This is a genomic window from Thalassotalea sediminis, assembly GCF_030295915.1.
GTDB lineage: Bacteria > Pseudomonadota > Gammaproteobacteria > Enterobacterales > Alteromonadaceae > Thalassotalea_C > Thalassotalea_C sediminis.
Genome location: NZ_AP027361.1, coordinates 219,401 through 243,859, shown reverse-complemented (window position 1 = coordinate 243,859; position 24,459 = coordinate 219,401). Strand labels below are relative to the sequence as shown.

Sequence of the window (24,459 nt, the reverse complement as noted above, 5' to 3'; positions counted from 1 at the left end):
AGCTAAATACCCTGTTTTATAAATGAACTAAGATTGATTTTTGATCTTTCTTAGTCATTTTACTTACCACCAAATTAAATGAATTATCGATCATGCGTTCAATTTCGCTTTCAGGAATTGAGCCATCTAATATAACAGTGTTCCATTGCGCTTTATTCATATGATAACCTGGTATCACACTGGGAAAGATATCGCGTAACATCACCGCTTCATCAGGATCACATTTTAAGTTTATGCAGTAATACCCCGCCATTTTCCCATCGGTACCTTTCTCGTTTCCATTTCCAAAAGAGAGCAAAGCAAACATTTTACTTTTAACCTTAAACACTTTAACGTCGGGGCCAAAAGGAAAATCAAAGCTTGAATAAGGCTTACTCAATAAATATTGCTCAAACTTAGTGTGACTTTGTTTTTCAATGTCCATATTCGTTCACTTTTGCTGTTTCTTCGTTCAGAATTACCTATATTACGGCCAATGCGCTATTGATACTAGATCAACTCGTGTAGCAATCACATAACTTTTCTTTTTTATCATTCATCACATTAATGCAACATAAATGATGAAAAGAGTTACCTTTAAGCCATTTCATTTACATAGTTTAGACAGGCAATAATCGAACAGTTCTTTACACTTGTTCAAAAACACTAACAAAATATCGCGGGATAATTGATGACAAATGAATTCACAGTGGCACAATACAGAAACTGATTTTTTTGAGCTCTCACCATAGGACATTGAATGAAAGCTTTGTTAAGCATACTACTTTTTGGCATTAGTAGTTTCGTATGCGCCACTGAGCAAGCAGAAGCAATCTTTAAACAACTTGCACCATCCTTATACCAAATCAGGATTATCGATAAAGCGAGCGGAGAAAAGTCATCGATAGGCTCCGGGTTTCAAATTAGTGCCGATGGCCTTATTGCAACCAATTACCATGTAATTTCAAGCTATGCACGTCATCCAGAAAAATACCGTATTGAATTTCTAGATAATGAAGGCAACAAAGATGAGTTGATGTTAAAAAATGTTGATGTGGTTAACGATCTTGCCATCGTTAAACGTTCTGTTAGTCAACCTATGCCTTTTTTTGAAATTTCTGACCAAGCTCCGGCAAAAGGAGAAGAAATATTCTCGTTAGGAAACCCGCATGATCTCGGGATGATTGTTGTTCCTGGTACTTATAATGGTCTTAAAAAAGAGTCTTTTAGTGATCGTATCCACTTTACCGGGTCAGTTAATTCAGGTATGAGTGGTGGTCCTGTGGTAAATAAAGCCACAAAAGTAGTCGGCATTAACGTAGCGACTTCTGGCAACCAAATTGGCTTTCTAGTGCCCCATGATAAACTTTTAGCCTTACTTAAGACTCATAAACAAGAAGTCGCTCAAGCAATAGCCCCTCAAATGCAACAACAACTCGATGGCTATCAAGATAAGCTAATTACCACGTTGTTGAACAGTGAGTGGCAACTCAAAAGTCTTGGTGAGGGGTTAGTTCCAACCATTGATGTGCCCTTTATTCGTTGTTGGGGGGAATCTAACGCTGATAAAAAAGATGCATTAATGCTAATGGCTGTCGCTAATTGTTCGTTAGAAGAAAATGTTTTTATCGCTAATAACTTCTACACTGGGTCAGTTGAAATGGAGTTTCGCTATCTAAACGCGAAAAAGCTCAGTGATATAAAGTTCTACCAGCTATTTCAACGTCAGATCGCACGTGTTATGCCAGGCAATAAAGCGGGTAAAGATGACATTACCGAATTTGAGTGCCAACACGATATTGTTATGCCGACAAATCAACAAATCAATAATAAAGCCATATTTTGTACACGAGCTTATAAAAAATTTACTAATTTATACGACGTTTTATACCTCGCAATCTCGGTTGACCATCATCAACAAGCACTTATCAGTCACTTTACTTTAGCAGGCGTTTCTCAATCAAGTGCCCAAGCCTTTACTAAACAATTCATGGAGTCGGTAACATGGAAATAATTGTTGAAGAAATTAGCCGTGGGCAAAAAGTATTGAGTCGACATAAACTCAGCAAAGATAAAGTTACCATTGGTCGTGGATATCATAACGATATTATCTTGTCTGACCCACACGTATGTGCTGAGCACCTTGTAGTATCCTTTGACGGAGAACAGTGGCGTATTCAAGATTTAGACAGTGCTAATGGCAGCTTTCTTGGTGAAGGTAAAAAGTCAGCCGATGGACATGTCATTCACTCAGGCGATATTATCCGAATTGGCAAAAGCCAAGTTCGCATATTGTTCCCATTCCACCCTGTTGAAGCAAGCATTACACTCAGCCCCTTTGAAAATCTAATAAATTTAACTAAGCACCCTGCTATTTTAATCAGCAACATTGTTGTTTTTGCGTTAATAACCGGTTGGTTGTTTTTCCTTAATAACCCAACTGAAGTCAAATTTACGCAACTACTTGTATCTGCAGCGGGTATGACATTAGTCTTTTCTGTATGGCCTATTGGCGTGGCGCTTGTTTCGCTGCTAACCAAACATGACGCCAGGATATGGACGCAACTCGGTATTTGTTTCATCTTTTACAATATTTCCTGGATTTCAGACTTTATTGAAACGGTTGTAACCTTCAACACCGCAAGTGGCTCAATTCTCGTGTTTATGACCGGACTAACGCCGATTGTTATAGCTTTTTGTTTATTTTGGTTAAACATTTATATCGGCTTTCATGTTAGCAACAAGCGCCGCATGATCGTCGCATCTGGACTCACGATTCTTTTAGTCGGTGGTAGTTTTTTAGTGCAAGTCAGTAAAAAGCCAGATTTCAGTATTAAACCTAACTTCAACACTACATTATTAACACCAACGTTTCTCTTTGCTGGTAGTAGTAGCGTTGATGAATTTATCGAAGATACCGATGAGCTTTTTCAAAAAGTAAAAGAAGAAAAGCATAAGAAAGATTAACACCATTACACATAATGGATTAATTGGCTGAAATTATGACATAGTAAATTGATCGTATTAAAGGCATAAAAAGCATTAGGTCTGCATTCGCAACCTAATGCTTTTTTAATATCAACGGTTAAAGCTTATAAAGTTGATCTAATAACTTTTTAATCCGCTCTCTTTGCTCGTCTGAGGTGACTTCTTGATTCTGTAAGATCTCTTTCGCTAAAGCTTTTTCTTTGCCGGCGATCAATATTTCAGCATAATTTAACGAAATATCTACGTCTTTACCGTTAGTTAAGTCATATGCTTCTTTTGACTTATCTAACGCGCCACGCTTATCACCTTGAGCAAACAACGTTTTGGCGTAGGTATCAGCGATATTAGGCACTTTAGGTGCAAGATCATACGCTTTTTTTGCATAGCTAGCGGCTTTTTCAATGTCATTATTTTCTAGCGACAACCATGCTAAATTATTTAACGCAACAACATTGAGTGGCTGAGATTTAACTAATGATTCATATTGTTTCAGTGCCTTCGACTTATCTTGCTGAACATAGTAATTAGCCAACAAATTACGAGCAGCGTAGTCGTTTTCATTCTTTTCAAGGTGTTTTTCTAATCCAGCAATGGCACTGGCACTATCGTTAGAACGACTGTGCGCCAACGCCAGTAAGACTGCATTTTGGCTTGTCGGGTACGCATTATAATACTGCTCTAAACCATCAATCGCCTCTTCAAACTTACCTTCCAATAGCAAAATTCGCCCATTTATGCCTGCTGCGAGGTTTTCATCGATAGAAGCTGATTCAAGTTCTTTAAACAAACGCTTTGCTTCACTAGTGTTACGGTTATCAAGTAACAGCTGCATCTTTACTAATTTAAGATTAGTGTTATTCGCGTGAATGCCATTTAAAGCATCATTGATCGTATCAAGCGCAAGTGCTGGTTTTTTTGATTTAACATAATAATCAGCAAGCAAAAAGATAGGTTCAACGTGATAAGGGTTTGCTTTAGTCCACTTATCTAAAGTTTCTTTAATACGCGCGCCTTTTTGCAGCTTATGATAAGCAAACACTTGTAATTGCCAGACTCTCTTAGGCGTTTTAAAATCAAGTGTTAGCTCATCAACAACATTGAGCATTGCTTGAACGTTGTCTCCATCTAACAACGCTTGCATATAAAGTGGTGCAATATTATTTTTATATTCAACCGTATCAAATGACTTTTTAATCGCTGCTAACGCCGCTTCATTGCGAAACAGTGCATAGTTATTATGCAACGCTTTAAGATTATTAGGGTGCTGAGTAACGGCTTTTTGTGCAGTTTCTTTTGCGTCTTTCTTATTACCCTGTTTAACGTAAACAGACGTAAGTTCAGTTAGCGCAAAAGCATTGTTGGGTGCATTTTCAAGGCTTTGCATCAAAACACTTTTTGCTTTTTCCAAATCCCCTTGTCTTACATAGACAGCCGCCAACATATTGTATCCGTCAGCTTTATCTGGATATTTAGCTTGCCAGTTTTGCGCTATTTCTATCGCTTTATCATATTCCTTTTGCTCTAAGGCTACATAGGCAAGAGCTAATTCAGCGCCAACTAAATCTGGATTTTTCTCAAGTGCAGCTTCTAGGTCGTCTACGCCAGAAATATCATCCATCATAAGTTTTAAAATACCCTTACGACCTGATGACTTTGCTGAATCTAAAGAAGACTGTGAAACCCTATCAGCAACCATTTTAGCTTGTTCTGTCGCTCCCATGCTATATAGGCTAAAACTTAGCGAAGACATAAACTCCTGATCTTCTTCAGAGACCGGTACGTAACTTTGTAACGAGTCAGTGATATTTTCAATTTTTCCGACATGGAATTGACTGACCGCATACATTTTTCGTGCTGAATGTTCGGGTGTTAACTGATCAACAATAGTACCGAGGTGAAAATTAGCTTGTTCATATTTGGCTAAATAAAAGGCACTAGCACCGGCAACCAAGCGTAAATGAGGCTTCATATATTGCGTTGTTAATCCTACTTCTGCATACTTTAACGCCTGTTCGTAATCTTTCTCAGCGAACCTAACCACGGCTTTAACATAATTCGCCACTGGTTGCTCCGACATTGCCGCTAAGATAGTGTCAGCATATTTTTCAGCTTCAAGGTAACGATCTGTTTTAACCAACGTATCTGCTAGCAGCAGTAGCGTCAAATTTGATTCGGGCTGAAGTGCCAAGTACTTTTCAAAGCTTTTTGCCGCATCATCAAAGTTACCTTGGGCAATAAAAATTTGCCCTTGAAACATATGCCCTTCTGGATTTTCAGGATCCAATTGTAAGCTTTTATCAACCAACGCACTGGCACGTTCTGACTCATCATCGACCATGGCTATATACGCATTTGCGAGTACTGCATGAGGATTGGCAGGCAACAACTTACTTGCCGCTTTAGCCGTTATTCTTGCTTCTTTTGTTTCACCTGTTTCTATAAGCGCTAACGTTTTATAAGACAAGTAAATAACACGTTGATCTTCTGGCAGTTTATCTGCAGCCTCAGATAAGCCAATAACACCGGCATTATCATCTGCTATAAGGTAAGCGCGTGCTAATAGTGGTACAAGATCACGACCTTTATATTTTAGCGACTGACCGCGTTCTAGTTCTTTAATAGCGCTCGCGCTATTACCAAGTGATAAGTAAAGCTTACCTAAACTAACACGTGCTTCAGCATTTTTAGGTGCTAATTGAATGGCATTTTTTAACGCGATTTCAGATTCTTTAAGCTTATTTTCTGTTTGATGTTGTTTGGCTTGTGCAAGGTAATCTTCAACAGTAAGCTTGTCGCCACAGGCTGTTAAAGCTAACATGACCGCCAATGACAATGCGGTTTTTTTACTTATCATGTGAATATCCTATTTCTTTATAGTTATGTACTGCATTCTAAACTAGTCGTGAAAGTCACGTTTAATGCTCACATACTGAACTTTGCGAAACCCGACTAGCATTTTCTAGTATTCATGACTGCACTTAATAAAAATAGCGTTTTATTTGATCTTCACCAAATAGCATCACAATGGGTTTTCGCCATCCTTTATTTACTTGACCTGACTGGCACACTATTCGTTGTAAAAAACAACAACAAGCGAAAACTTGGCATTGCTCTTATTCACTGCTATGCGTTATGTCTCATCAAGAATCGGTATTTTGCTCTGCATATTGACGACTTTTCTGCTTTAACAATTTGTCGACATAACGAGCCATTTTTATTTTTTGCTTGATCGATGACTCTAAAATTTCTTCAACGTCTCTGAGCACTTCTTTAATATGTTCAACATTATCTGTTGAGTTAACAACCACTTGCTGTGCTGCTTTCGGGTTTTGTAGCTCCGAATTGTTTAATGAACCTGTCAGTTCAACTTCCATTTCTTCTGCAACAGTTACAATGGATTCGGCACTAAACACCTCAAGCTCTTCTAAAAAGCCAAATAACAACAATCTGTCTACAAAAATATTAATTTTTCTCGGTACGCCGAGTGTTTTTTCATGAATAAGCTCAAAGGCACTTTCTGAAAATAAATTGTCTCGATTACAGCCCGCTTGTTGTAACCGATAGTTGATATACTCTTTCACTTCTTCAACAGATAAGGGCTTGAGATGAGCAGACGCTATAATACGCTGTCTAAATTGCTCCATATTTGGCGCTTGGATAATAGGCTTAAGCTCTTCTTGACCTAATAAGAAGCTCTGGATTAGTGGCTTATTATCAAGTTGAAAATTTGACAACATGCGCAACTCTTCAACGGTTTCAGAGGGTAAATTTTGCGCTTCATCCACGATCAATAACGCACGCTTGCCTTGCTTATTCAATGAGATTAAAAATTGTTCAATCGCTTGAATTAAGTCAGCTTTACTGTCACTTTTACACTCAATGTGAAATTCTGACACGACTAGCGCTAGTAGTTCCTGCGGATCTAATTTAGTTGTTACAAGTTGAGCTGCAACAATACTTTCATCACCAATTTGACTAAGTAAATTTCTGGCAATCGTCGTTTTTCCAGTGCCTATAGGCCCTGTAATAACAATAAAGCCTTCACCTTGATCTAAGCCATACTGTAAATATGATAATGCTCGCTGATGATGACTCGATGCAAAGAAAAACCGCGGATCAGGACTTAACTGGAATGGCTTTTCTTTAAAGCCATAATAATGCTCATACATATTAGAAATCTTTTGTGATTTTGAAAGTCACGCGACCTTCATCGTAGTTATACTGCTCATTAGACGAACTTCGATTAACACTCGCCAAATCAATATTAAAACTAACCGTTGGGTTAAGTGACTTTTTATAGCCAATAGAGAATTGTCGATATCTATCTCGACGCGTATTTGATGTATCTTTTAGAAAATGATTATCAGTATAAGATGCTTTAAAATTAATATCTGAACGGCCGCTTACGTCCCGTGACACAGAAAAACTTATCGCTTTACGCTCATCTTCGATGCGTGTTTCTAAGTTTTCACGATTATTATAATTTGCGCCTAACTTCAACGTAGTACGTGATAGCGATAACGTAGAAGACCACGACAATGTTTTGTTAAGCGATAAAACATCATCTTCAACGAGTTCTAAATCAGTCAGTCTAATCAGGGTATAATTGTCAAAATCTACATTGCTATCATTTTCGACAAAACAATCATTAAAGTCAGTACCACCTGAGGTTGGACACCAATAACTACCATAGTCTACCGCTACAAAACTATCGCGCGTAAAGCTTTGTACTTCTTCGTTATAACTAATTGTATTGGTAAGTCTTTTATTTTTATGTGAAAAGTTAAAACCATAACTATCACCGAAGAAACGTTGAGAATAGTTGGCGCTAAGCGTCGTACGAATCGACGGCTGCCACTCTACTTTAGCATCAATGTAATCGTCTTGTTCTTTACCATCAATATCAACAGATTCACCAATTGGTGTATTATATGAAAGATCTAATTGCAGCCTCGGTGTCACTAACCATCTAACACCTAAACCATATGCATTTGATTCAATCGAACGATTGGAACCGATGCTTCCTTTATTATCTTCGTCGTAATAACGAATAAACGGGTTTATTTTCCAGTCTGAAATTAAGCCTAGTTTTAACTCGCCTTGATATAATCGACTTGACCGGCCATTGCGCTTTCTTTCGCGATAACTACCTTGGGTATCCCAAAACAATAATCGCGCTGCATGGCCATTTTTAGACGAAAGATTAACAGAGTAGCCTTCTTGGTCGCCGATATTATCCTCAGACTCGACCAAGTTATATGCCAACGATGACGCTATGTTGAAATCACTATTGTTAACATTATAAGCCAACCCGCCACTGTAAGACTTTATTTGAGCTAAATCAGCCGAAACAATATTTGCTAACGCATTTCGCGCATTATTTCGAGCGCGATAATCAATATTAGCACTGCCAAATAACGATAAACCATAATCGCCAAGTTTCACATTGATATCACTATTTAGCTTATGATAATCGTCATCTAGTTCATGATCATGGCTATAAAAAGCATTTAAACTACTAGAATATAAGTTAAATTGTACAAGTTGCGAATGATAAGAAGTATCAATGTCGATACCAGCTTGCGTTACCAAGCTAGACGTTTCATTACCGCTTATCAACTCAACGTTGTCGGTATATGTTTCATCGAGCGTTAACGTCGGTGTAAATAACCATTCACCAGCAACAGCTGCATGAGAGATCAGTGATGTATAAAGAATTATGGTGATTTTATTCGCTTTCGCCATATCCATAACCATAGTAGCCATACAAATCCTTATGAGATCTAATTGCTTTATTCATGACAATACCAAGCGCCAAATCTTCATTGAGTGATTCGGTAGCCGCTTTGATACTGGCGATGGTTGTTTTTGATTCTTCTACCACAACAAGTGCTTGACCAACTAAGTTTGCTAACACTAACGTTTCTGTAACCCCTATCAATGGGGGACAGTCAAATATCACGACGCGATCAGGGTAACGTGTAGCAAGTTCACTAGCTAAAGCAGCCATTCTTTCACTTGCTAATAGTTCGTTAGACAAGTGATGAGGTTGTCCAGCAGGAATAACGCGTAAGTTATTGATACTTGTCTGAAACAATATATCACTGACATTTTTTTCTGGTTTTAAAAGGTAATCAATCAATCCTTCTGATTGTTCCAAACCAAGCTCTCTGTTAATACTCGGCCTCAACACATCGGCATCCACTAACAGTACTTTTTTATCTTGTTCCAGTGCGATGCTTAATGCCAAATTAATCGCTACGAAAGTTTTACCTTCATTTGGCTTAGCACTGCTGACCATAATTAAATTAGGATGATGTAATAATTTGGCTGCATTGCCAAAAGCATTTTCCAGAAGTTTGCGTTTTATCTGTCTAAACTCGTCTTTAATACTCTTTCGCTCACCAGTATCAATTAAATATCCTCTGTCCTTAAGATTCTCAGTATCAATATTCAGTACTTTTGCCACGCGGTCATCAGTCTTAGGCGCTGCACTTTCTGGAGAGTCACTCGGCGTTACTTCTTCTTTTTCTACCTTTCGCTCAGAAACAGAAGTTGATGTTTCATTGGTATCTTTTGCCGCTTTACGCGCTAACGCTTTTTCAATAGTACTCATAGTTAAAGCACTCCTTTAATGGGAGCTAATACTTGTTCCGGGAAAATAGAATAAACAATAAAGCATGCTAATAACATTAATAGCAATACGTTAGAGATTATAAAGACAATGGTCTTTTTCTTATGCCATCGCTGAAGGCCAAGATTTTCTGCCGCTGACACAACACCAAAAACAGGTATACCTGTTTCTTTGGCCACTTGATTTCTCGATGTAACCACAGGGTTAATTTGACTAAATAAGAATGATAAGCCTACGCCTACACCTAGACCGAAAATGGTACTTGCCAATAAAAATAAAATACGTTTAGGCCCTGTTGGTTCGGCAGGAGCTCGGGGTGGATCTATAATTTTGAAATTAATATTGTTCGTTGTTTCGTCAGCTTGTCTCGCTAACTGCGCGGTTTCTTTTCGGCTCAATAGTTCTTCATATTTTGATTTTGTAATTTCATAACCGCGGTTCAAACCTTTAAGTTCCGCTTCAATTTCAGGCAGAATATGAATCTTGTTCTCAAGATCCTCGACTTCTTTAGCGTAGTTATCACGACGCACCTTTATTGAAGCAACTTGGTTCTCAAGATGATTCACTTGAATCTGTAAATCTTGAATAACTGGGTTTTGCGATACATTTTCAGACGGGTTACTCTCTGAAAGGCTTGAAAGGTACTCTTCAATTTCTTTCTCTTTCTGAGCCATCAAGTGATTCAAACGATTTCTAGACTCTTTAACGTCAGGGTGCTGTTCCGTATACTTTAATAATAAGGAATCCAACATAGATTCCAATTCAGTGATCCTGTCGTCGTAACTTGTGACAATAGTATTTGAATCTTTGATATTAGATTGTGCTTTCTCAACAGGAGCATTGGACGATGCTAGCTTCTCCCTTGAGTTTTTCAATTGAGATTGCGCCTCAGATAAACTTAACTCGATTGCTTTAAGTTGGTCTTTCGCGTTACTTAATTTGTTGTAATAGCCGCCATATTGATTCGGCAGAACGTTACTATATTTTTGTTTAAAATCGGTCAATTTTGCTTCGTCGGCAAGCAGTCGATTCTCATATTCTTTAATTTGAGCATTCAAAAATTTACCGGCAGTGTCAGTGTCAGAGCGGTTTTCACCTAAGGTGTTTTCAATAAAAACAGTTAATGCTGACTGTACAACATCTTTCGCCATCTCAGGGTTTTTGTGCCGATAAGAAATTGTAAAAATATTTTCTCGTCGGCCACCTGTTTTTCTGATGATGATGTCATTTTTTAAATCATCAACAAGTTCTTCGTATTCTCTCGGCGTTGTTACTTGAACATCAAGGTCAGTCATACGCGTTATACGTTCAATATTAGGTCTGCTCAACAGCGTTTTAACCATTAATTGAATTTGCGCATCCGTATTAGTTTCGACGGTTAGCCCTTTCAACAATGGGCCTAATATAGATTGGGTGTCAGCAAAAACTCTCGCCTCTGACTCATAAACGTCATCCAAGTTAACAATTACTAGCCACAATACTGGGCAAATAATCCACGTAGATACCATAATATATCTACGCTTAAGCCAAATTCCTTTTAAATAAGTTAAGGCTTGTTCGAATAAATCTTGCATTCCTGACCTCTAAACAACAGGGTTATTATAGTAAAGTGCGATTAAAACCATGTTTCTGGAATGACAATTATATCGCCAGGTAACACATCAACATTCGCTGATATTTTTCCATTTTTTATCAGGTCTTCAATTAAAATTGTATACTGCTTTTGTTTGCCATTCTCAGTTCTCACTAAAACAGCGTCATTACCATCAGCAAACTCGGTAAGGCCGCCTACTTGAATCATGACATCAAGTAATGTCATGTGCTGTACATAACTTACAGCCTGTGGCTCAGCAGCTTCACCAATAACTCTAATCTGCTCGCCAAATGGGCCAACAAAATCATTTACAGTTACTGTCACTACGGGATCACGCAAATATTTAGACAAAATTTCTTCTATGGTTCTGGCAAGTTCTGTAGGCGTTTTCCCTGAAACAGGAATGTCTTCCACTAATGAAGTAGTAATCATACCATCAGGTCTCACTTTGAACGTGCCTGATACCTCAGGGTTACGCCAAACAAAAATGTTAACTGTGTCGCCCGCACCAATAAGGTACTTATAAGAATTTACATCTACCGTTTTAGACTGGTGTACAGTGGCAGGAGGGAGAGAAGGCGAACTACAGCCTGAGATAACATAGATAATACAAGTAACTAGTACATATTTCATATTCTTGAACAATCGGTTTTCCATGGTCTCAACCTTTTAAAGTTATCGCAAAACAATAATAAACTATCAGATTCTATTTTATTTTTATAGCAGTTGCACTTATTAAATTACTGTAAAAAAAAAGTAAATGTTGATAGTATGCGTCACGTGGTATGTTTATACATCCTAATACTGATTCTTATAACTGCCAAATTAACTAAAAAACGGTTGGCTATTGTAATTTTATAAGGAAATGCTCGTTAATTATGTCTAGTACCAAGTTCCGCGATTTGTCATCTGGTAGCAAATCGCTCGTTATTATTGAATCCTTATTATTTGCTAGTGCGTTTCTCATCGCTTTTTACGGCAATAGCCTATTAAACCTTGTAGAACATATCGCAATTCCACAAAATTTTATTGTTATTTATGCGTTTGTATTTGCTTTGGTTGTGCAGTTATCTTCGTTAGCACTAGGGCTATATAATACTAAACTTAGAGAAAGCTTTAGAGGATTAGTACGCCGTATTTTAATGTCGGTTGCAATTGGCTTTTTCATTATTGTCTTAACCAACCCTTTGTATGCAAAGAATGCCCTACCAATAGAATTATTGGCGATTGCTTCTATCATCAGTTTTTTCGCAATTTGCACTTTTAGATATATCACTATACGTGTTGATTTTTTTGGTTTAAATAAAAGAAAAGTGCTCGTGTTAGGGGCAGGAGAAAGAGCATCTATCATTGAGAAACGTATGCGACGAGGTGTAGATCGCCAGGGCTTCTTTATGCATGGATTTATAAAGATGGATGGAGACTCAGACACCGGTATCGTTAATGAAAACAAAATTGAGCTCGATGGTTCTCTCGTGAGCTACGCCATTGATCATGATATTGATGAAATCGTCGTCGCAAGTGATGAACGTAGAAATAATCTTCCTGTAGATGAATTATTTGCCTGTAAAATTCGTGGTGTTGAAGTTACTGAGATACTCGACTTTATCGAACGTGAAACAGGCCAAATAGCGGTCAATTTAATTTACCCAAGCTGGGTTATCTACTCTAATGGTTTTGCCTCCGCTAACCATTTGCGTAATACCTTAGATTGGATTTTCAATGCCAGCATTGCTTTCTGCTTATTTTTAGTTACTTGGCCAGTCATGTTGATCACAGCGTTACTCATAAAGCTCGACGAAGGCTTTAAAGCGCCTATATTTTACTTACAAGAACGCGTAGGACTTGATGGCGAAGCGTTTAATATTTATAAATTTCGCAGCATGCGCATTGACGCTGAAAAAAATGGCGCCCAAATGGCGACCAAAGATGATGATAGAACAACAAAAATAGGCAAGTTTATTCGAAAATATCGCATTGATGAATTACCTCAAATTTACAATGTAATGCGTGGAGATATGGGCTTTGTTGGTCCAAGACCAGAACGCCCAGAATTCGTTCAAAAACTAATAAAAACAATACCTTATTATAATGAGCGTCATAACGTAAAGCCTGGCCTAACCGGTTGGGCACAGTTAAAATACCCTTATGGTTCTACCGAAGAAGATTCATTGGAAAAGTTAAAGTATGACCTTTACTACATTAAGCACCGAAGCTTTATGTTAGATATGTTAATTTTGATTAGGACTGTAGAAATAGTCTTGTTTGGTAAAGGTCGATAATAGGGAGATTACGTTGAAAGTATTACATGTATTAGAATATTCACGTCCAAATATTAGTGGTTATTCTTTAAGGTCTGATGCAATCATCCGCCACCAACGACAGATCGGTATTGAGACACAACAACTAACAAGTCAACGATACCAAGATTTCAAGAATCTAGAAGAAGATGTTGATGGTGTTCTATATCAACGTACACCAAAGTCTACGTCATTGCTCACTAAAATTCCTTTCGTTAATTATCTTCACCATATTAACTTTCTCGCTAAACGAATAGAAAAAGCAGTGTTAAATGATAAACCTGATGTTATACAAACACATTCGCCAATGTTTAACGCATTAGCGGCCATAAAAGTTGGCAAAAAATATAACATCCCGGTGACTTATGAAGTTCGCGCATTATGGGAAGATGCAGCCGTTGATACAGGGAAGACCAAAGAAGGCAGTATAAAATACAAACTCATCAAAGGCATTGAGCAACGAGCATTTGAGCAAGCAGATGCCGTAAGTTGTATTTGCCAAGGATTAAAACAAGATCTAATAAAGCGAGGCATTCCTGAGAGTAAATTATATGTTACTCCAAACGCAGTTGATATTAGTAATTTTCAACCATTACACGAACGCGATAATGAATTAGAGCAATCTCTAAACTTGGCCAATAAAAAAGTCATTGCCTTTATAGGCACCTTCTTTAAGTACGAAGGATTGCACTATGCTATTGACGCCATGAAAGTAATTTGTGAACAGCGCCAAGACGTACATTTGTTGCTAGTAGGTGCAGGTAACGAACTAAATAATCTAAAGCAGCAAGTGGCAACTTTAGGTTTAGAAAATAATGTCACATTTGTCGGGCGTGTGCCGTTTGAACAGGTAAGTCGTTATTATAGTCTTGCCAATCTAATGGTATTCCCGAGAGAAAGCATCCGTTTAACCGAATTGGTCACCCCATTAAAACCACTCGAGTCAATGGCGCAATACAAACCTGTAATTGCATCTGACATCGGTGGCCATAATGAGTTAATTGAAGACAGTAAAACTGGCTTTTTATTTAAAGCTGATGATGCCACTGCGCTTGCAGAAAAAGTACTAGCGACTATCGACGATGAAGAGTTACTCACACAAGTTGCTGATCAAGGTCTTAAATTTGTGCGTGAACAACGAAATTGGTTGAATACTGCGAAACAGTATTTACCTGTATATGAGCGGTTAACTCAGTAATGAAAACCAAGTTAAGTTCACTCTTAATCATTACCAATTTATACCCGGTACCCTGGGCGCCTAATCGCGCTAGCTTTAATAAACAACAGTTTGATTTATTAGCAAATAAAATGCAGGTTCAACTTGTTATATTGATGCCTTGGACGGAGTGGCTTTCACAGCGTTCGCAGTGGAAAGAACAACCACATATTAAAGCCTGTCCCTATTTTTACACACCGAAAATTGGCCGAAGGTTTGTGCCATTTTTTCAGTATATTTCGTTATTGTTTATGTTGCCGTGGATTAAAAAATCTAACCCCGACGCATTACTTGCTTCTTGGTGTTTTCCTGACGCTGTTGCCGCTGCAAGGCTAAACAAGCACCTATCACTGCCATTCTATGTAAAAGTTCACGGTACTGACGTAAACGAAAATAGCCAGTTTTCATCTAGAAAAAAACTCATTAAAACCTGGTTAAACTCTGCAAAAGCAATATTTTGTGCGAGCAAAGCGTTAGGCGAAAAGTTGGTTGAGACGGGTATATCACCAGAGAGAATTTGTGTTAATTATAATGGCGTTAATCCAAAAATATTTTTTCCCGCCGCCAAAAAAACAACGGAAAAAAAGTTAGTTTTTGTAGGTAGTTTAATCCCTACTAAAGGTGTTAATGAACTCGTCACTGCATTTGTTAATCTCAGTAAACGTGATAAAGAAGTAACGTTGGATATCATAGGCGGCGGACCAATGATCGAATCACTCAAACAACTAGCAAACGACCATGGGTTAACTGATCGCATGAAGATTCATGGTTCAATCCCACTAAACGATGTTGCAGGTTTTATTCGTAACGCAAACTTTTTAGTACTGCCAAGTTATAGAGAAGGTGTACCTAACGTATTACTTGAATCTTTTGCCAGCGCAACACCTGTTATTGCAACCAATGTTGGTGGCATCCCAGAGGTTGTAACTGACGATACTGGCATTGTGATTAATGCCCAAGATAGTGCAGCGCTAGAAGAGGCAATCGAAGACGCATTTGAACGTACTTGGCAAGCAGAGAAAATTCTACAACACGCAGCAACATTTGATTGGCAACAAAACATAAATACTGTTTTGAAGCGAATGGGTTAATTATGAAAAATTTTATAAAAGACCTAAAACAGAAACAACAAATTATGATTGATGAAGGCTATCAAGTCTCATTTTTACGTATTATTTTTAGCGATGGCACTTCAGCAAACGCACTTTATCGAATGACAGCGTGGTTAATGCGTTATCGGTTATCACCTTTAGCTATTATCACCCTTTGGTTAAATCGTGTTATTAATGGCTGTGTCATTGGTGCTGGTGCTAAATTTATGCCTGGTTTTGTGATTATGCACCCTGTCGGTGTAGTTATAAATTCAAAGGTGACAGGCGGAAAGGGTATCATCGTCGAAAGTGGTGTCGTGATTGGCGACGAGAAAGGACAAGCTCCTGTACTAGGAGAAAATATTTTTATTGGAGCAGGCGCTAAGATAATTGGCGGCGTTACAATAGGCAATAATGTAAAAATTGGCGCAAATGCTGTTGTTGTAAAAGATGTTCCAGATAATGTTACTGTGGTTGGCATTCCCGCGAAAGTGGTAAGTAAAGGATAAAGAATGGTTACTGTTTTTTGGATTTCCGTCTTTTTATTAGTGTATTCATATTTTATATACCCACTGATATTAAAGATATTTGTTAAACCTGAAGAAATTGAATTACGTGAGCCAGAATGTTTGCCTAGCGTAGATATTATTATTGCAGCATATAATGAAGAATCATGTATTAAAGAGCGCATTGAAAATGCACTTGCGCAAGATTATAAAGGAGCACTGCAAATATTAGTCGCTTCTGATGGTTCTCAAGACAGCACGGGCGACATTATTGAATCTTTTTCAGAAGATAATGTGAAGGCATTTAACTTCTCCAAAAATCGCGGAAAAATATCGGTATTAAATGATTTAGTTGAAAAGTCTGAAGCAGATTTATTGGTGTTTACTGATGCAAACACCGACTTTAACACTGATGCCGTTACTACTTTAGTTAATAGCTTTTCCGACAATGTCGGTGCCGTATCTGGAGAGTTAATTTTAGAAACAGAAGACGGCAATCAAAACCTTGATGGGCTATATTGGCGCTATGAACAATTTTTAAAAAAATGTGAGTCTAAATTAGGTAGTTTACTTGGCGCTAACGGTGCGATCTACGCGCTTAGAAGAGAGTTATACCAAACACTACCAACCGATACAATCGTTGATGACTTTTGTATTGTGATGAACGTTAAAAAACAAGGTTACGACGTTTTATATAATGACAACGCCATAGCAAAAGAAGAAGTGGCACCTTCATTAGATGATGAATATGGGCGTCGTGTACGTATTGGTATAGGCAATTATAAAGCACTGATTGCCAACTTATGGGCCTTGTCTCCTACACAAGGGGTGATGAGTTGGTGCTACTGGTCACACAAAGTTATTCGTTGGTTCGCCCCGCACTTCATGTTGTTGGCTTTTATCAGTAACTTAATGTTGATAGCACAGCCCTTTTATGGCGTTATATTTGCTATACAGGTCATTTTTTACCTCATTGCGTGGCAAGGTCAAAAGCAAATTAATGCCGGTATTCAGGTCACAGGCATTGTGGCAATTATCAGTTTTTTTGTTTCCATGAATGTCGCGTTAGGACAAGGGTTTATACGTTTTTGTAAGGGACACAAAAATGGCGGATGGAAACGTACGCCTCGTGGTGGAGAATTAAAGTAATGTTAATATTTTTAGTTGTAATTACCGTACTTAGTGTTCTCGCTTTTTGGCAAGTCCTAAAAATGAAGAATATGGATATTTGGTTTGTACCGTATTTAAAACACATTATGTCGAAACCAAAAGTTGATGACACAAAACATGTTCTGTTCTGTTTTGTTGACCATTATGAACCACAATGGCGAAATGATGACATTGAGGTTGAGCGGGCTCGCGTTGATCGTTGGTGTAAAGACTATCGATTAATGGCAAGTCAGCACAAAGATGCTGACGGTCACATGCCTAAACACTGTTTCTTTTATCCTGAAGAAGAATATCGATACGAACATTTAGCTAAGTTATCTGATCTTTGCTATGAAGGTTTTGGTGAAATAGAAATACATTTGCATCATGACAATGATACGGCTGAAAATTTTTCTACCGTTATGGCTGACTTTGCCAAAACGCTTCACTACGACCATGGTGCCCTGCCTGTGCATCCGGAAACAGGCCAAATAATGTATGCCTTCATTCATGGTAATTGGGCTTTAGATAATTCGTTACCTGGCGGCCATCATTGCGGTATAGATAATGAACTTAAGTATCTAAAAGAGACTGGGTGTTATGTTGATATGACCCTACCATCGGCACCAAGCCCAGCGCAAACTTCAAAAGTAAATTCGATTTATTATGCAACGGGTGCAGAAGGAAAGTGTAAAAACCACGATACTGGCGTAGATGTTGAAGTTGGAAAGCCCGCCTCTGGTGATTTAATGCTGATTCAAGGCCCTCTCGGTGTAGCACTAAAATGGCGAACCCCTAAAGGATTACCTAGAATTGAAAATTCCGATGTAAGAAAAACCATGCCGCCATTAAAATCACGTGTGGACCAATGGGTAGATTCTCATATTCACGTTAAAGGCCGCCCCGAATGGATTTTTATTAAAGTACATACCCATGGCACACAAGAAGCAGACATGGATACGTTATTAGGGCAGCCAAGACACGATATGCACCATTATTTAGAGTCTAAGTATAATGATGGTGAAAACTATGTACTACATTATGTATCCGCCCGAGAAATGTATAATATAGCCAAGGCAGCGGAAAAAGGTGAGCAAGGCAACCCCAATAATTTTCGGGATTACATTTTACCTAAACCCGAGTTTAAGCCACTTTCATAGGAGATTAATCTATGCGGTTTCGCGTCAAGGAAACGTTAACCAAGCTGTTGTCAGTAACACGCAGCATTGACTTTTTTTGGCGACGTTTACCAAATGGTGTCTATGTATTTAACTATCACCGCATTGGTAGAGCCGAAGATTGTTACTTTGATCATGCGATTTTTTCATGCTCAACAGAAGCTTTTGAGCAACATATTGAAATACTTAAAGAAAACTTTGAAATTATTAATACCCGACAATTAGCGAAATTAGTAGAACAAAAACAATTAACTAATAATCGTTATGCACTCATTACCTTTGATGATGGTTATAAAGACAATTATACCAATGCTTTTCCCGTACTTAAAAAACATCATGTACCCGCTATTTTTTATGTCGCTACCGATTTTGTCGACTCTAATCATATTCCCTGGTGGGATGAGATTGCCTTCTTATTAAGACAATCTGTTGGTCAAGATTACCAGTTGATCGGCACTAACAAAGTTTATCACTTAGCACCTGAAAATATAAATCAAACAATACAGCGTATCATGTCATCAGCAAAACAATTAACGACACATACCATTGATGATGTATTACAAGATGTGCGTACGCAATGCTTTAAAGCACATGAATCATTAGATAACAAGCAAACAAAGCTGTTTATGACCTGGAAACAAGTTAAACAATTAGCAGAACAAGGCATGGAAATAGGGTCTCATACCATTAGCCATCGAATTTTATCGCAACTCGATAAGCAAGAGCAAAGCAAAGAAATTATTGAATCTAAATTAATTATTGAGCAAAAAATCGAGAAAAGTGTCAACTCAATCGCTTACCCTGTTGGTCGCTATTTTTGTTATAATCAAGCCTCTTTTGAACTATCGATTCAGGCTGGCTATCAAATTGCATTCAACAATGAGCCAGGTCGCCACTTAGAAATTAGCAATCCTTTCGACATAAATCGTTTTTGTGTTGCTCATGATAACTTTAACCGTGTTAAGTTTGAGTGTTGTTTTACCTCATGAAATCAAGCCAAGCGATTATTTTATCAGCCGGTCCTAATGGATTAGGTGCGTTAAGAGGCTTATCAAAGCAGCACATAATTACAGATGTAATAACAACCGGTAGTAATGAACCTGTGTTATTTTCTCGTTTACTAAACCGTGCTGAAACAACAACGCGTGAACGCCTTTTAGAAACACTATTAACCTGGCCTGGCAGTGGGCAAGTATTAATTCCTACTTCAGATTGGTATGTCGACTTTTTAACAAACCATGAAACTATACTACAAGAAAAATTTAATTTTGTTTTACCGTCAGATAAGTTATCAGAAAAATTTATTGATAAAAAACAAGAAGTAGAGCTCGTAGCTACATTTACCAATGTGCCCCAATCACTTGTTAATTTACCTATATCGGCGCAAGAATTTACTAAAGTGTTACCGCTTCCGGCAATTATTAAGCCCAGATCCAATGAATTAAATAAGCTAGGCCAAAAAAATATCGTAATTAACGATCAAACACAACTTGAAGAATTTTACAGTCAGTACTCCGAGGCGTTGGAGTACTGTATTGCTCAAGAATTAATAGTAGGAAGTGACGAAAACTTATGGGTATGTAATTGTGTTTTTAATGAAAACAGCGATTTGATTGCAGCATTTACCTTCCAACGTTTACAGTTAACACCACCACACTATGGCGTGACCTGTTATGCGAAGAGCTACGAGAATCAAGAAGTTATTGAGCAAGTCGCAAAAATAGGTAAAGGCTTAAGTTATGTAGGCCCTGCAATGGTTGAGTTTAAATATGATAGTGAAAGTCAGGAATATAAATACATTGAAATCAACCCTCGACTAGGCCTTTGCAATTACTTCGATACAAGTTGTGGCGTAAATAACGTATATGCGACGTATTGTGTCGCACTTGGTTTGCCTGCTGATAAACTACCCAAACAAACACATCGTGTTTTCATCAGTGTTTATGAAGACTTATATTCTCGATACAGGGATAACCAGTCTTTATTTACCATTGTAAAAACATATCTACGTGATTTACTTAGACCCCATACCTTTATATATTTTGCTTGGCGAGATCCTTGGCCAGCTATTGCCGTAGGGTTCAATCAATTAAGGAATTTACTCAAAACGTCTATTGCAAAATTACGACGTAAAAAAAGGAAGAGTTAGTTGCCATGTCTGGTTTTTGTATTAAACGCCACCCTAAAGTAATCGATAATAACGACAATCATCTATCGATTGGTGCATATACTTATGAAATTAATGCGCAAGATTGTATAAAAATACCGTTACCACAAGGTGGTTTGATTCTCTTAGATGGCTATTTTTGGCCGCAAGATACAAATAAATTCAAAGAAATCATCCTTACTAAGCAATTTGATCAGCTTTCTCAGTTTGAAGGACATTACTCAGGTATTTGTATTACTGAAGAAGAATGTCTCATTTTTAATGATAGATTTGGTGGCAAAACCATTTTTTATCAGCAAAATGAAAACTTGGTAACTATTGCATCTCGTATTTGCTTATTACCTGTTGAAAATAAAGCTTTAGCGCTAGATGCTGTTCATGAATGTTTTATTTTTCGCTGGACAAGTGCTGATAAAACTCTACTTAGTGATACGTGTAAATTGCGCGCTCGATCCTATGGAACTGTGAGTCATAAAGGCACCGTAAAACAACAATGTTATTGGCAGTTACCACCAGCAAATTACACTAATGCCCCATTTAAAGACAAGCAAACTAGCGTTAAGCACGCATTACAAACGCACTTAAGGCAAGCTAGTCAACGCTATAAGAAAGTTGCAATTTTTCTAAGTGGGGGCGTAGACTCTTCATTATTGGCTGGTCTTAGTAAAGATATATTCGATCAGTGTTATCTCGTTACCCCTGTTTTTAAAGGCCAAAAAAACCCAGAATTAGCAACAGCCAAAGCTTTTGCCAAGCAACTAGACATGCCACACCATCTCGTTGAAGTTAATCCAGAGACACTTGAGCAAGATCTGCAATACTTAATTCGCCTAAAACGTGAACCTTTACGTCACTACAGTTCGCTTGCCATGCTAGCAATGATGAAAGCCATTCCTGATGAGTATGACGCCGTTATATATGGTGAAGCTGCAGATACACTGTTTGGTTCAAATGGTATTAATCGAATTAATACGCAGTACAACTGGAAGCAGTCTACAAAACACATACCATTATGGCTACTGAGATTAATGCAAAAAATCGTACCTGGTCGAGGAAGAGTACTCGTTGAGCTTAAATCAACATCATTAACTGATCTGGTATATTCACTAACCGCAATTCAATATAGCGAAAAGAGTCATAACATAATCAAGCAAATTGACCTTGGGCGAAATACAGCACTAGAAACAAAGCCTTGGCAGCAGGATATAAGTGCTAAAATGCGTGAGAATGTACGGCATGTTGCGCAACAATACGTTATTTCTAGTGATGTCGAAAAGCACTTTGAAGAGGCAGAACTAATCGCTGAGCAGTTCAATAAACATATTATATCCCCCTTCTTTGCGCCAGACGTAATAGATTTGGCTAATACATTAAATGATAGTGATTACTATGGCACTGAATTTGTTAAGCCCATACTACGAGAAATTGCGTGTGAATATTTTGACCGCGAATTAATTTATCAACGAAAATATGGGTTCCCTGTCCCTTTTGTAGACTGGTTAAATAGCTCGCTATCTTCATTGGTTGAAGAAGTAAGAAATGAGAAAACCTTATTTGATGGTAGGCTACTAAACGATTTATCAGTAGATACTGATTATGAAATTTTTTGGTTACTCATCAACTGGAAAATCCTACATCAGCAACTCGGGGCACAATAACGAGACATTTATGATTATTTTTTTTGGTAAACACGAAATTATAAATCAATGGCGTGAAGTGATCGGTGATGATACAAGGTTCGCTTTTTGTGAATCATATCAGCAGTTAAGTCACTTTAAGCCGAAGTCTAGTGTCGTTGTGTATGTTCGAATCCCGAATAAAGCCTCATTACGAATTGCTTTAAAGCTAAAATTAAAGGGATATAAAGTTGCGAAGTTTTGGGCAGGTACTGATTCTCGTTACTTCAATGATGCTCGCGGCATTGAAAAGTTCTATTCTAAAATTATTTATAAACTATGTATCAACAAAAACTTATCACCCGCGCCATGGTTATCGCAAGTATTAGAAAACAACGGTCTAAAAACGCAGTATTGGCAAAGCTGTAGCCCAATATTTTTGCTTGAAGAGCAGTTATCAAGCAATAATATTCCTACATCTGAAAGCAAACCAATTCAGAAAGTATTAGTGTATAGCAATCCTGATCGACATTGGATATACAATACCGACCGAATGTTAGCGTTAAGTAAGAAGCTTCCTCACATTAACTTTATATTTGTTGGCGATAATACAATAAAGACAGATAGCTACCCTAACGTAACATCATTAGGACGAATCGATCAGAACAGGTTATTTTCCCTTTTCAAAGAGTGCGACGTTTTATTAAGAATAACGTCACATGATGGTTTTTCGCGTATGGCAATAGAAGCAATGTATTTTGGTATGCAAGTAATTACCAACTGGCCTGTGCCTTATACCATTGAGTGTCATACAGATATCGCTATTGAGGAAGCATTACAACAACCCGTTACTTTCAATTTAGAAGGCTACAATTACATTCGTCGTGAATTTAATGTAAAAAACTGGAAAGAAACACTATTATCTGTGTTCGAACAGAAAAAATGAACAACATTCATTGCTCAATTATTGATAATCTAACAGATCTTGAAACGTTAAAGACTAGTTGGGAAAATTTGCGTAGAGAATCTAAACAATCTTCTATATGTTTAAGTGTAGATTGGATGATTGTATGGTGTCTTCATTACTTAACACCCAAAGATAAAATTCACATATTACTATTTAGGCACAACCAAAAGTTAATTGCGATTTGTCCTTTTTATATAAAAAAAGGGGTTCTAACTCGTGAACTTAGATTTATCGGCACTGGTGAACCAGAAGAGGCAGAAGTGGCAAGTGAGTTTCAAGATATCATCGTCTTGCCTAGCTTTGAAGAAGCCATTTTAAAAAAACTAACAGTCTTTATGAAAGAGAGTAAGCTTTTTTCAAAAGTATGTTTTGATGTCGTGTTGAAAAAAAGCTACATATTTAATTGGTTAGAAAATTATCAACCTAATAATTGGTATTTAAGCAAAATAAATGTTGGCAGAAGGTTTATCTTACCAATCGAGGAAAATGATACATTACAAATTCAAAACTTTCGAAGTAAAACGACACGTAGACATGCCAGAAAAGCACTCCATCATGAGTTATTACAATATCAGCTAGTACAAAATAATCATGAATTACAATTAGCTTTTCAAAAGTTAATGCAATTACATAATAAAGCATGGAAAAAAAAGGGAAAAAAGGGTGCATTTGAATCGCAAAAATTTACAAATTTTCATAAAGACTATTGTCAAACAATACTGAATGAAAACAGATTACTCATTTTTACTGTAAATTTGAAACAAGAAGTTTTAGCTGTTTTTTACGGTATAATTGATCATGACACGTTGTTTTACTATCAAAGTGGCATACAATACAACAAAAATGTAGCGTCAGTAGGCACAGCAATGCATCTGTTCGCTACACAAATAGCAAGAAAAGAGCAACTTAGTCACTATGATTTAATGAAAGGGGACACAAATAGTTATAAGAACAATTATCAGGCAAGTGAGGTTGCCTGTTATACCTTTAGTGCTCATACGTATCCTGTTTTAAATTGGCTATATAAACTACACAAAGTATTAAGAAGCGGTCTACTCCTATTCAAATAAATTA

20 protein-coding genes are annotated in these 24,459 nt (G+C 37.5%); 13 read left to right on the top strand and 7 right to left on the bottom strand.

What is annotated here, in order from left to right:
• Nucleotides 1–16: 16 nt before the first annotated feature.
• Nucleotides 17–424, bottom strand: a complete 408-nt coding sequence (locus tag QUE09_RS01040) for an MmcQ/YjbR family DNA-binding protein (RefSeq protein ID WP_286234369.1) — start codon at nt 422–424, stop codon at nt 17–19.
• Nucleotides 425–739: 315 nt separating this feature from the next.
• On the opposite strand from QUE09_RS01040, the gene QUE09_RS01035 reads away from it, so the two are divergent.
• Both QUE09_RS01035 and QUE09_RS01030 read left to right on the top strand, forming a co-directional pair.
• The gene (locus tag QUE09_RS01035) at nt 740–1,993 is read left to right on the top strand and encodes a S1 family peptidase (RefSeq protein ID WP_286234368.1); all 1,254 of its coding nucleotides are present in this window, start codon (nt 740–742) and stop codon (nt 1,991–1,993) included.
• Complete coding sequence (locus QUE09_RS01030; RefSeq protein WP_286234367.1) at nt 1,984–2,946, top strand: FHA domain-containing protein; 963 nt, start codon at nt 1,984–1,986, stop codon at nt 2,944–2,946. Before QUE09_RS01035 ends, QUE09_RS01030 begins: the two co-directional genes overlap by 10 nt.
• 118 nt (nt 2,947–3,064) lie before the next feature.
• Here the strand turns inward: QUE09_RS01030 and prsT are convergent, their stop codons facing one another.
• The 6 genes from prsT to QUE09_RS01000 all read right to left on the bottom strand — a co-directional run bounded on the left by prsT (nt 3,065) and on the right by QUE09_RS01000 (nt 11,828).
• A complete protein-coding gene (prsT, locus tag QUE09_RS01025; protein ID WP_286234366.1) occupies nt 3,065–5,821 on the bottom strand; it encodes an XrtA/PEP-CTERM system TPR-repeat protein PrsT in 2,757 nt (918 codons plus the stop codon).
• A gap of 286 nt (nt 5,822–6,107) precedes the next feature.
• Nucleotides 6,108–7,136 carry an XrtA/PEP-CTERM system-associated ATPase gene (locus QUE09_RS01020; RefSeq protein ID WP_286234365.1) on the bottom strand — a complete coding sequence of 343 codons (1,029 nt, stop codon included), beginning with the start codon at nt 7,134–7,136 and terminating at the stop codon, nt 6,108–6,110.
• Nucleotide 7,137: 1 nt separating this feature from the next.
• Nucleotides 7,138–8,733: a TIGR03016 family PEP-CTERM system-associated outer membrane protein gene (locus QUE09_RS01015; protein ID WP_286234364.1), complete on the bottom strand. Its 1,596-nt coding sequence runs from the start codon at nt 8,731–8,733 to the stop codon at nt 7,138–7,140.
• Complete coding sequence (locus QUE09_RS01010; protein WP_286234363.1) at nt 8,696–9,583, bottom strand: XrtA-associated tyrosine autokinase; 888 nt, start codon at nt 9,581–9,583, stop codon at nt 8,696–8,698. The genes QUE09_RS01015 and QUE09_RS01010 overlap by 38 nt, the downstream gene beginning before the upstream one ends.
• Nucleotides 9,584–9,585: 2 nt before the next feature.
• Nucleotides 9,586–11,175, bottom strand: a complete 1,590-nt coding sequence (locus QUE09_RS01005) for an XrtA system polysaccharide chain length determinant (protein WP_286234362.1) — start codon at nt 11,173–11,175, stop codon at nt 9,586–9,588.
• 41 nt (nt 11,176–11,216) lie between these two features.
• Complete coding sequence (locus QUE09_RS01000) at nt 11,217–11,828, bottom strand: XrtA/PEP-CTERM system exopolysaccharide export protein (RefSeq protein ID WP_434017492.1); 612 nt, start codon at nt 11,826–11,828, stop codon at nt 11,217–11,219.
• 245 nt (nt 11,829–12,073) lie between these two features.
• On the opposite strand from QUE09_RS01000, the gene QUE09_RS00995 reads away from it, so the two are divergent.
• Genes QUE09_RS00995 through QUE09_RS00945 form a run of 11 tightly spaced genes read left to right on the top strand, consistent with a single transcriptional unit; the run spans nt 12,074 to nt 24,455 of the window.
• Complete coding sequence (locus QUE09_RS00995) at nt 12,074–13,477, top strand: TIGR03013 family XrtA/PEP-CTERM system glycosyltransferase (RefSeq protein ID WP_286234360.1); 1,404 nt, start codon at nt 12,074–12,076, stop codon at nt 13,475–13,477.
• A gap of 13 nt (nt 13,478–13,490) precedes the next feature.
• Nucleotides 13,491–14,693: a TIGR04063 family PEP-CTERM/XrtA system glycosyltransferase gene (locus QUE09_RS00990; protein WP_286234359.1), complete on the top strand. Its 1,203-nt coding sequence runs from the start codon at nt 13,491–13,493 to the stop codon at nt 14,691–14,693.
• A complete protein-coding gene (locus tag QUE09_RS00985) occupies nt 14,693–15,802 on the top strand; it encodes a glycosyltransferase (RefSeq protein ID WP_286234358.1) in 1,110 nt (369 codons plus the stop codon). The genes QUE09_RS00990 and QUE09_RS00985 overlap by 1 nt, the downstream gene beginning before the upstream one ends.
• A gap of 2 nt (nt 15,803–15,804) precedes the next feature.
• On the top strand, nt 15,805–16,311 hold the full coding sequence (locus QUE09_RS00980; protein ID WP_286234357.1) for a serine O-acetyltransferase: 507 nt from the start codon (nt 15,805–15,807) through the stop codon (nt 16,309–16,311).
• A 3-nt stretch (nt 16,312–16,314) separates the two neighbouring features.
• Nucleotides 16,315–17,457 (top strand): glycosyltransferase family 2 protein, encoded by a 1,143-nt coding sequence (locus tag QUE09_RS00975; protein ID WP_286234356.1) that lies wholly within the window; start codon nt 16,315–16,317, stop codon nt 17,455–17,457.
• Nucleotides 17,457–18,617 (top strand): hypothetical protein, encoded by a 1,161-nt coding sequence (locus QUE09_RS00970; RefSeq protein WP_286234355.1) that lies wholly within the window; start codon nt 17,457–17,459, stop codon nt 18,615–18,617. Before QUE09_RS00975 ends, QUE09_RS00970 begins: the two co-directional genes overlap by 1 nt.
• 11 nt (nt 18,618–18,628) lie before the next feature.
• On the top strand, nt 18,629–19,624 hold the full coding sequence (locus tag QUE09_RS00965) for a polysaccharide deacetylase family protein (RefSeq protein WP_286234354.1): 996 nt from the start codon (nt 18,629–18,631) through the stop codon (nt 19,622–19,624).
• Complete coding sequence (locus QUE09_RS00960) at nt 19,621–20,784, top strand: carboxylate--amine ligase (RefSeq protein ID WP_286234353.1); 1,164 nt, start codon at nt 19,621–19,623, stop codon at nt 20,782–20,784. Before QUE09_RS00965 ends, QUE09_RS00960 begins: the two co-directional genes overlap by 4 nt.
• Nucleotides 20,785–20,789: 5 nt before the next feature.
• A complete protein-coding gene (locus tag QUE09_RS00955) occupies nt 20,790–22,460 on the top strand; it encodes an asparagine synthase-related protein (RefSeq protein ID WP_286234352.1) in 1,671 nt (556 codons plus the stop codon).
• A 10-nt stretch (nt 22,461–22,470) separates the two neighbouring features.
• Nucleotides 22,471–23,364, top strand: a complete 894-nt coding sequence (locus QUE09_RS00950) for a glycosyltransferase family protein (RefSeq protein WP_286234351.1) — start codon at nt 22,471–22,473, stop codon at nt 23,362–23,364.
• Complete coding sequence (locus QUE09_RS00945; RefSeq protein ID WP_286234350.1) at nt 23,361–24,455, top strand: GNAT family N-acetyltransferase; 1,095 nt, start codon at nt 23,361–23,363, stop codon at nt 24,453–24,455. The genes QUE09_RS00950 and QUE09_RS00945 overlap by 4 nt, the downstream gene beginning before the upstream one ends.
• The last annotated feature ends 4 nt before the right edge of the window (nt 24,456–24,459 follow it).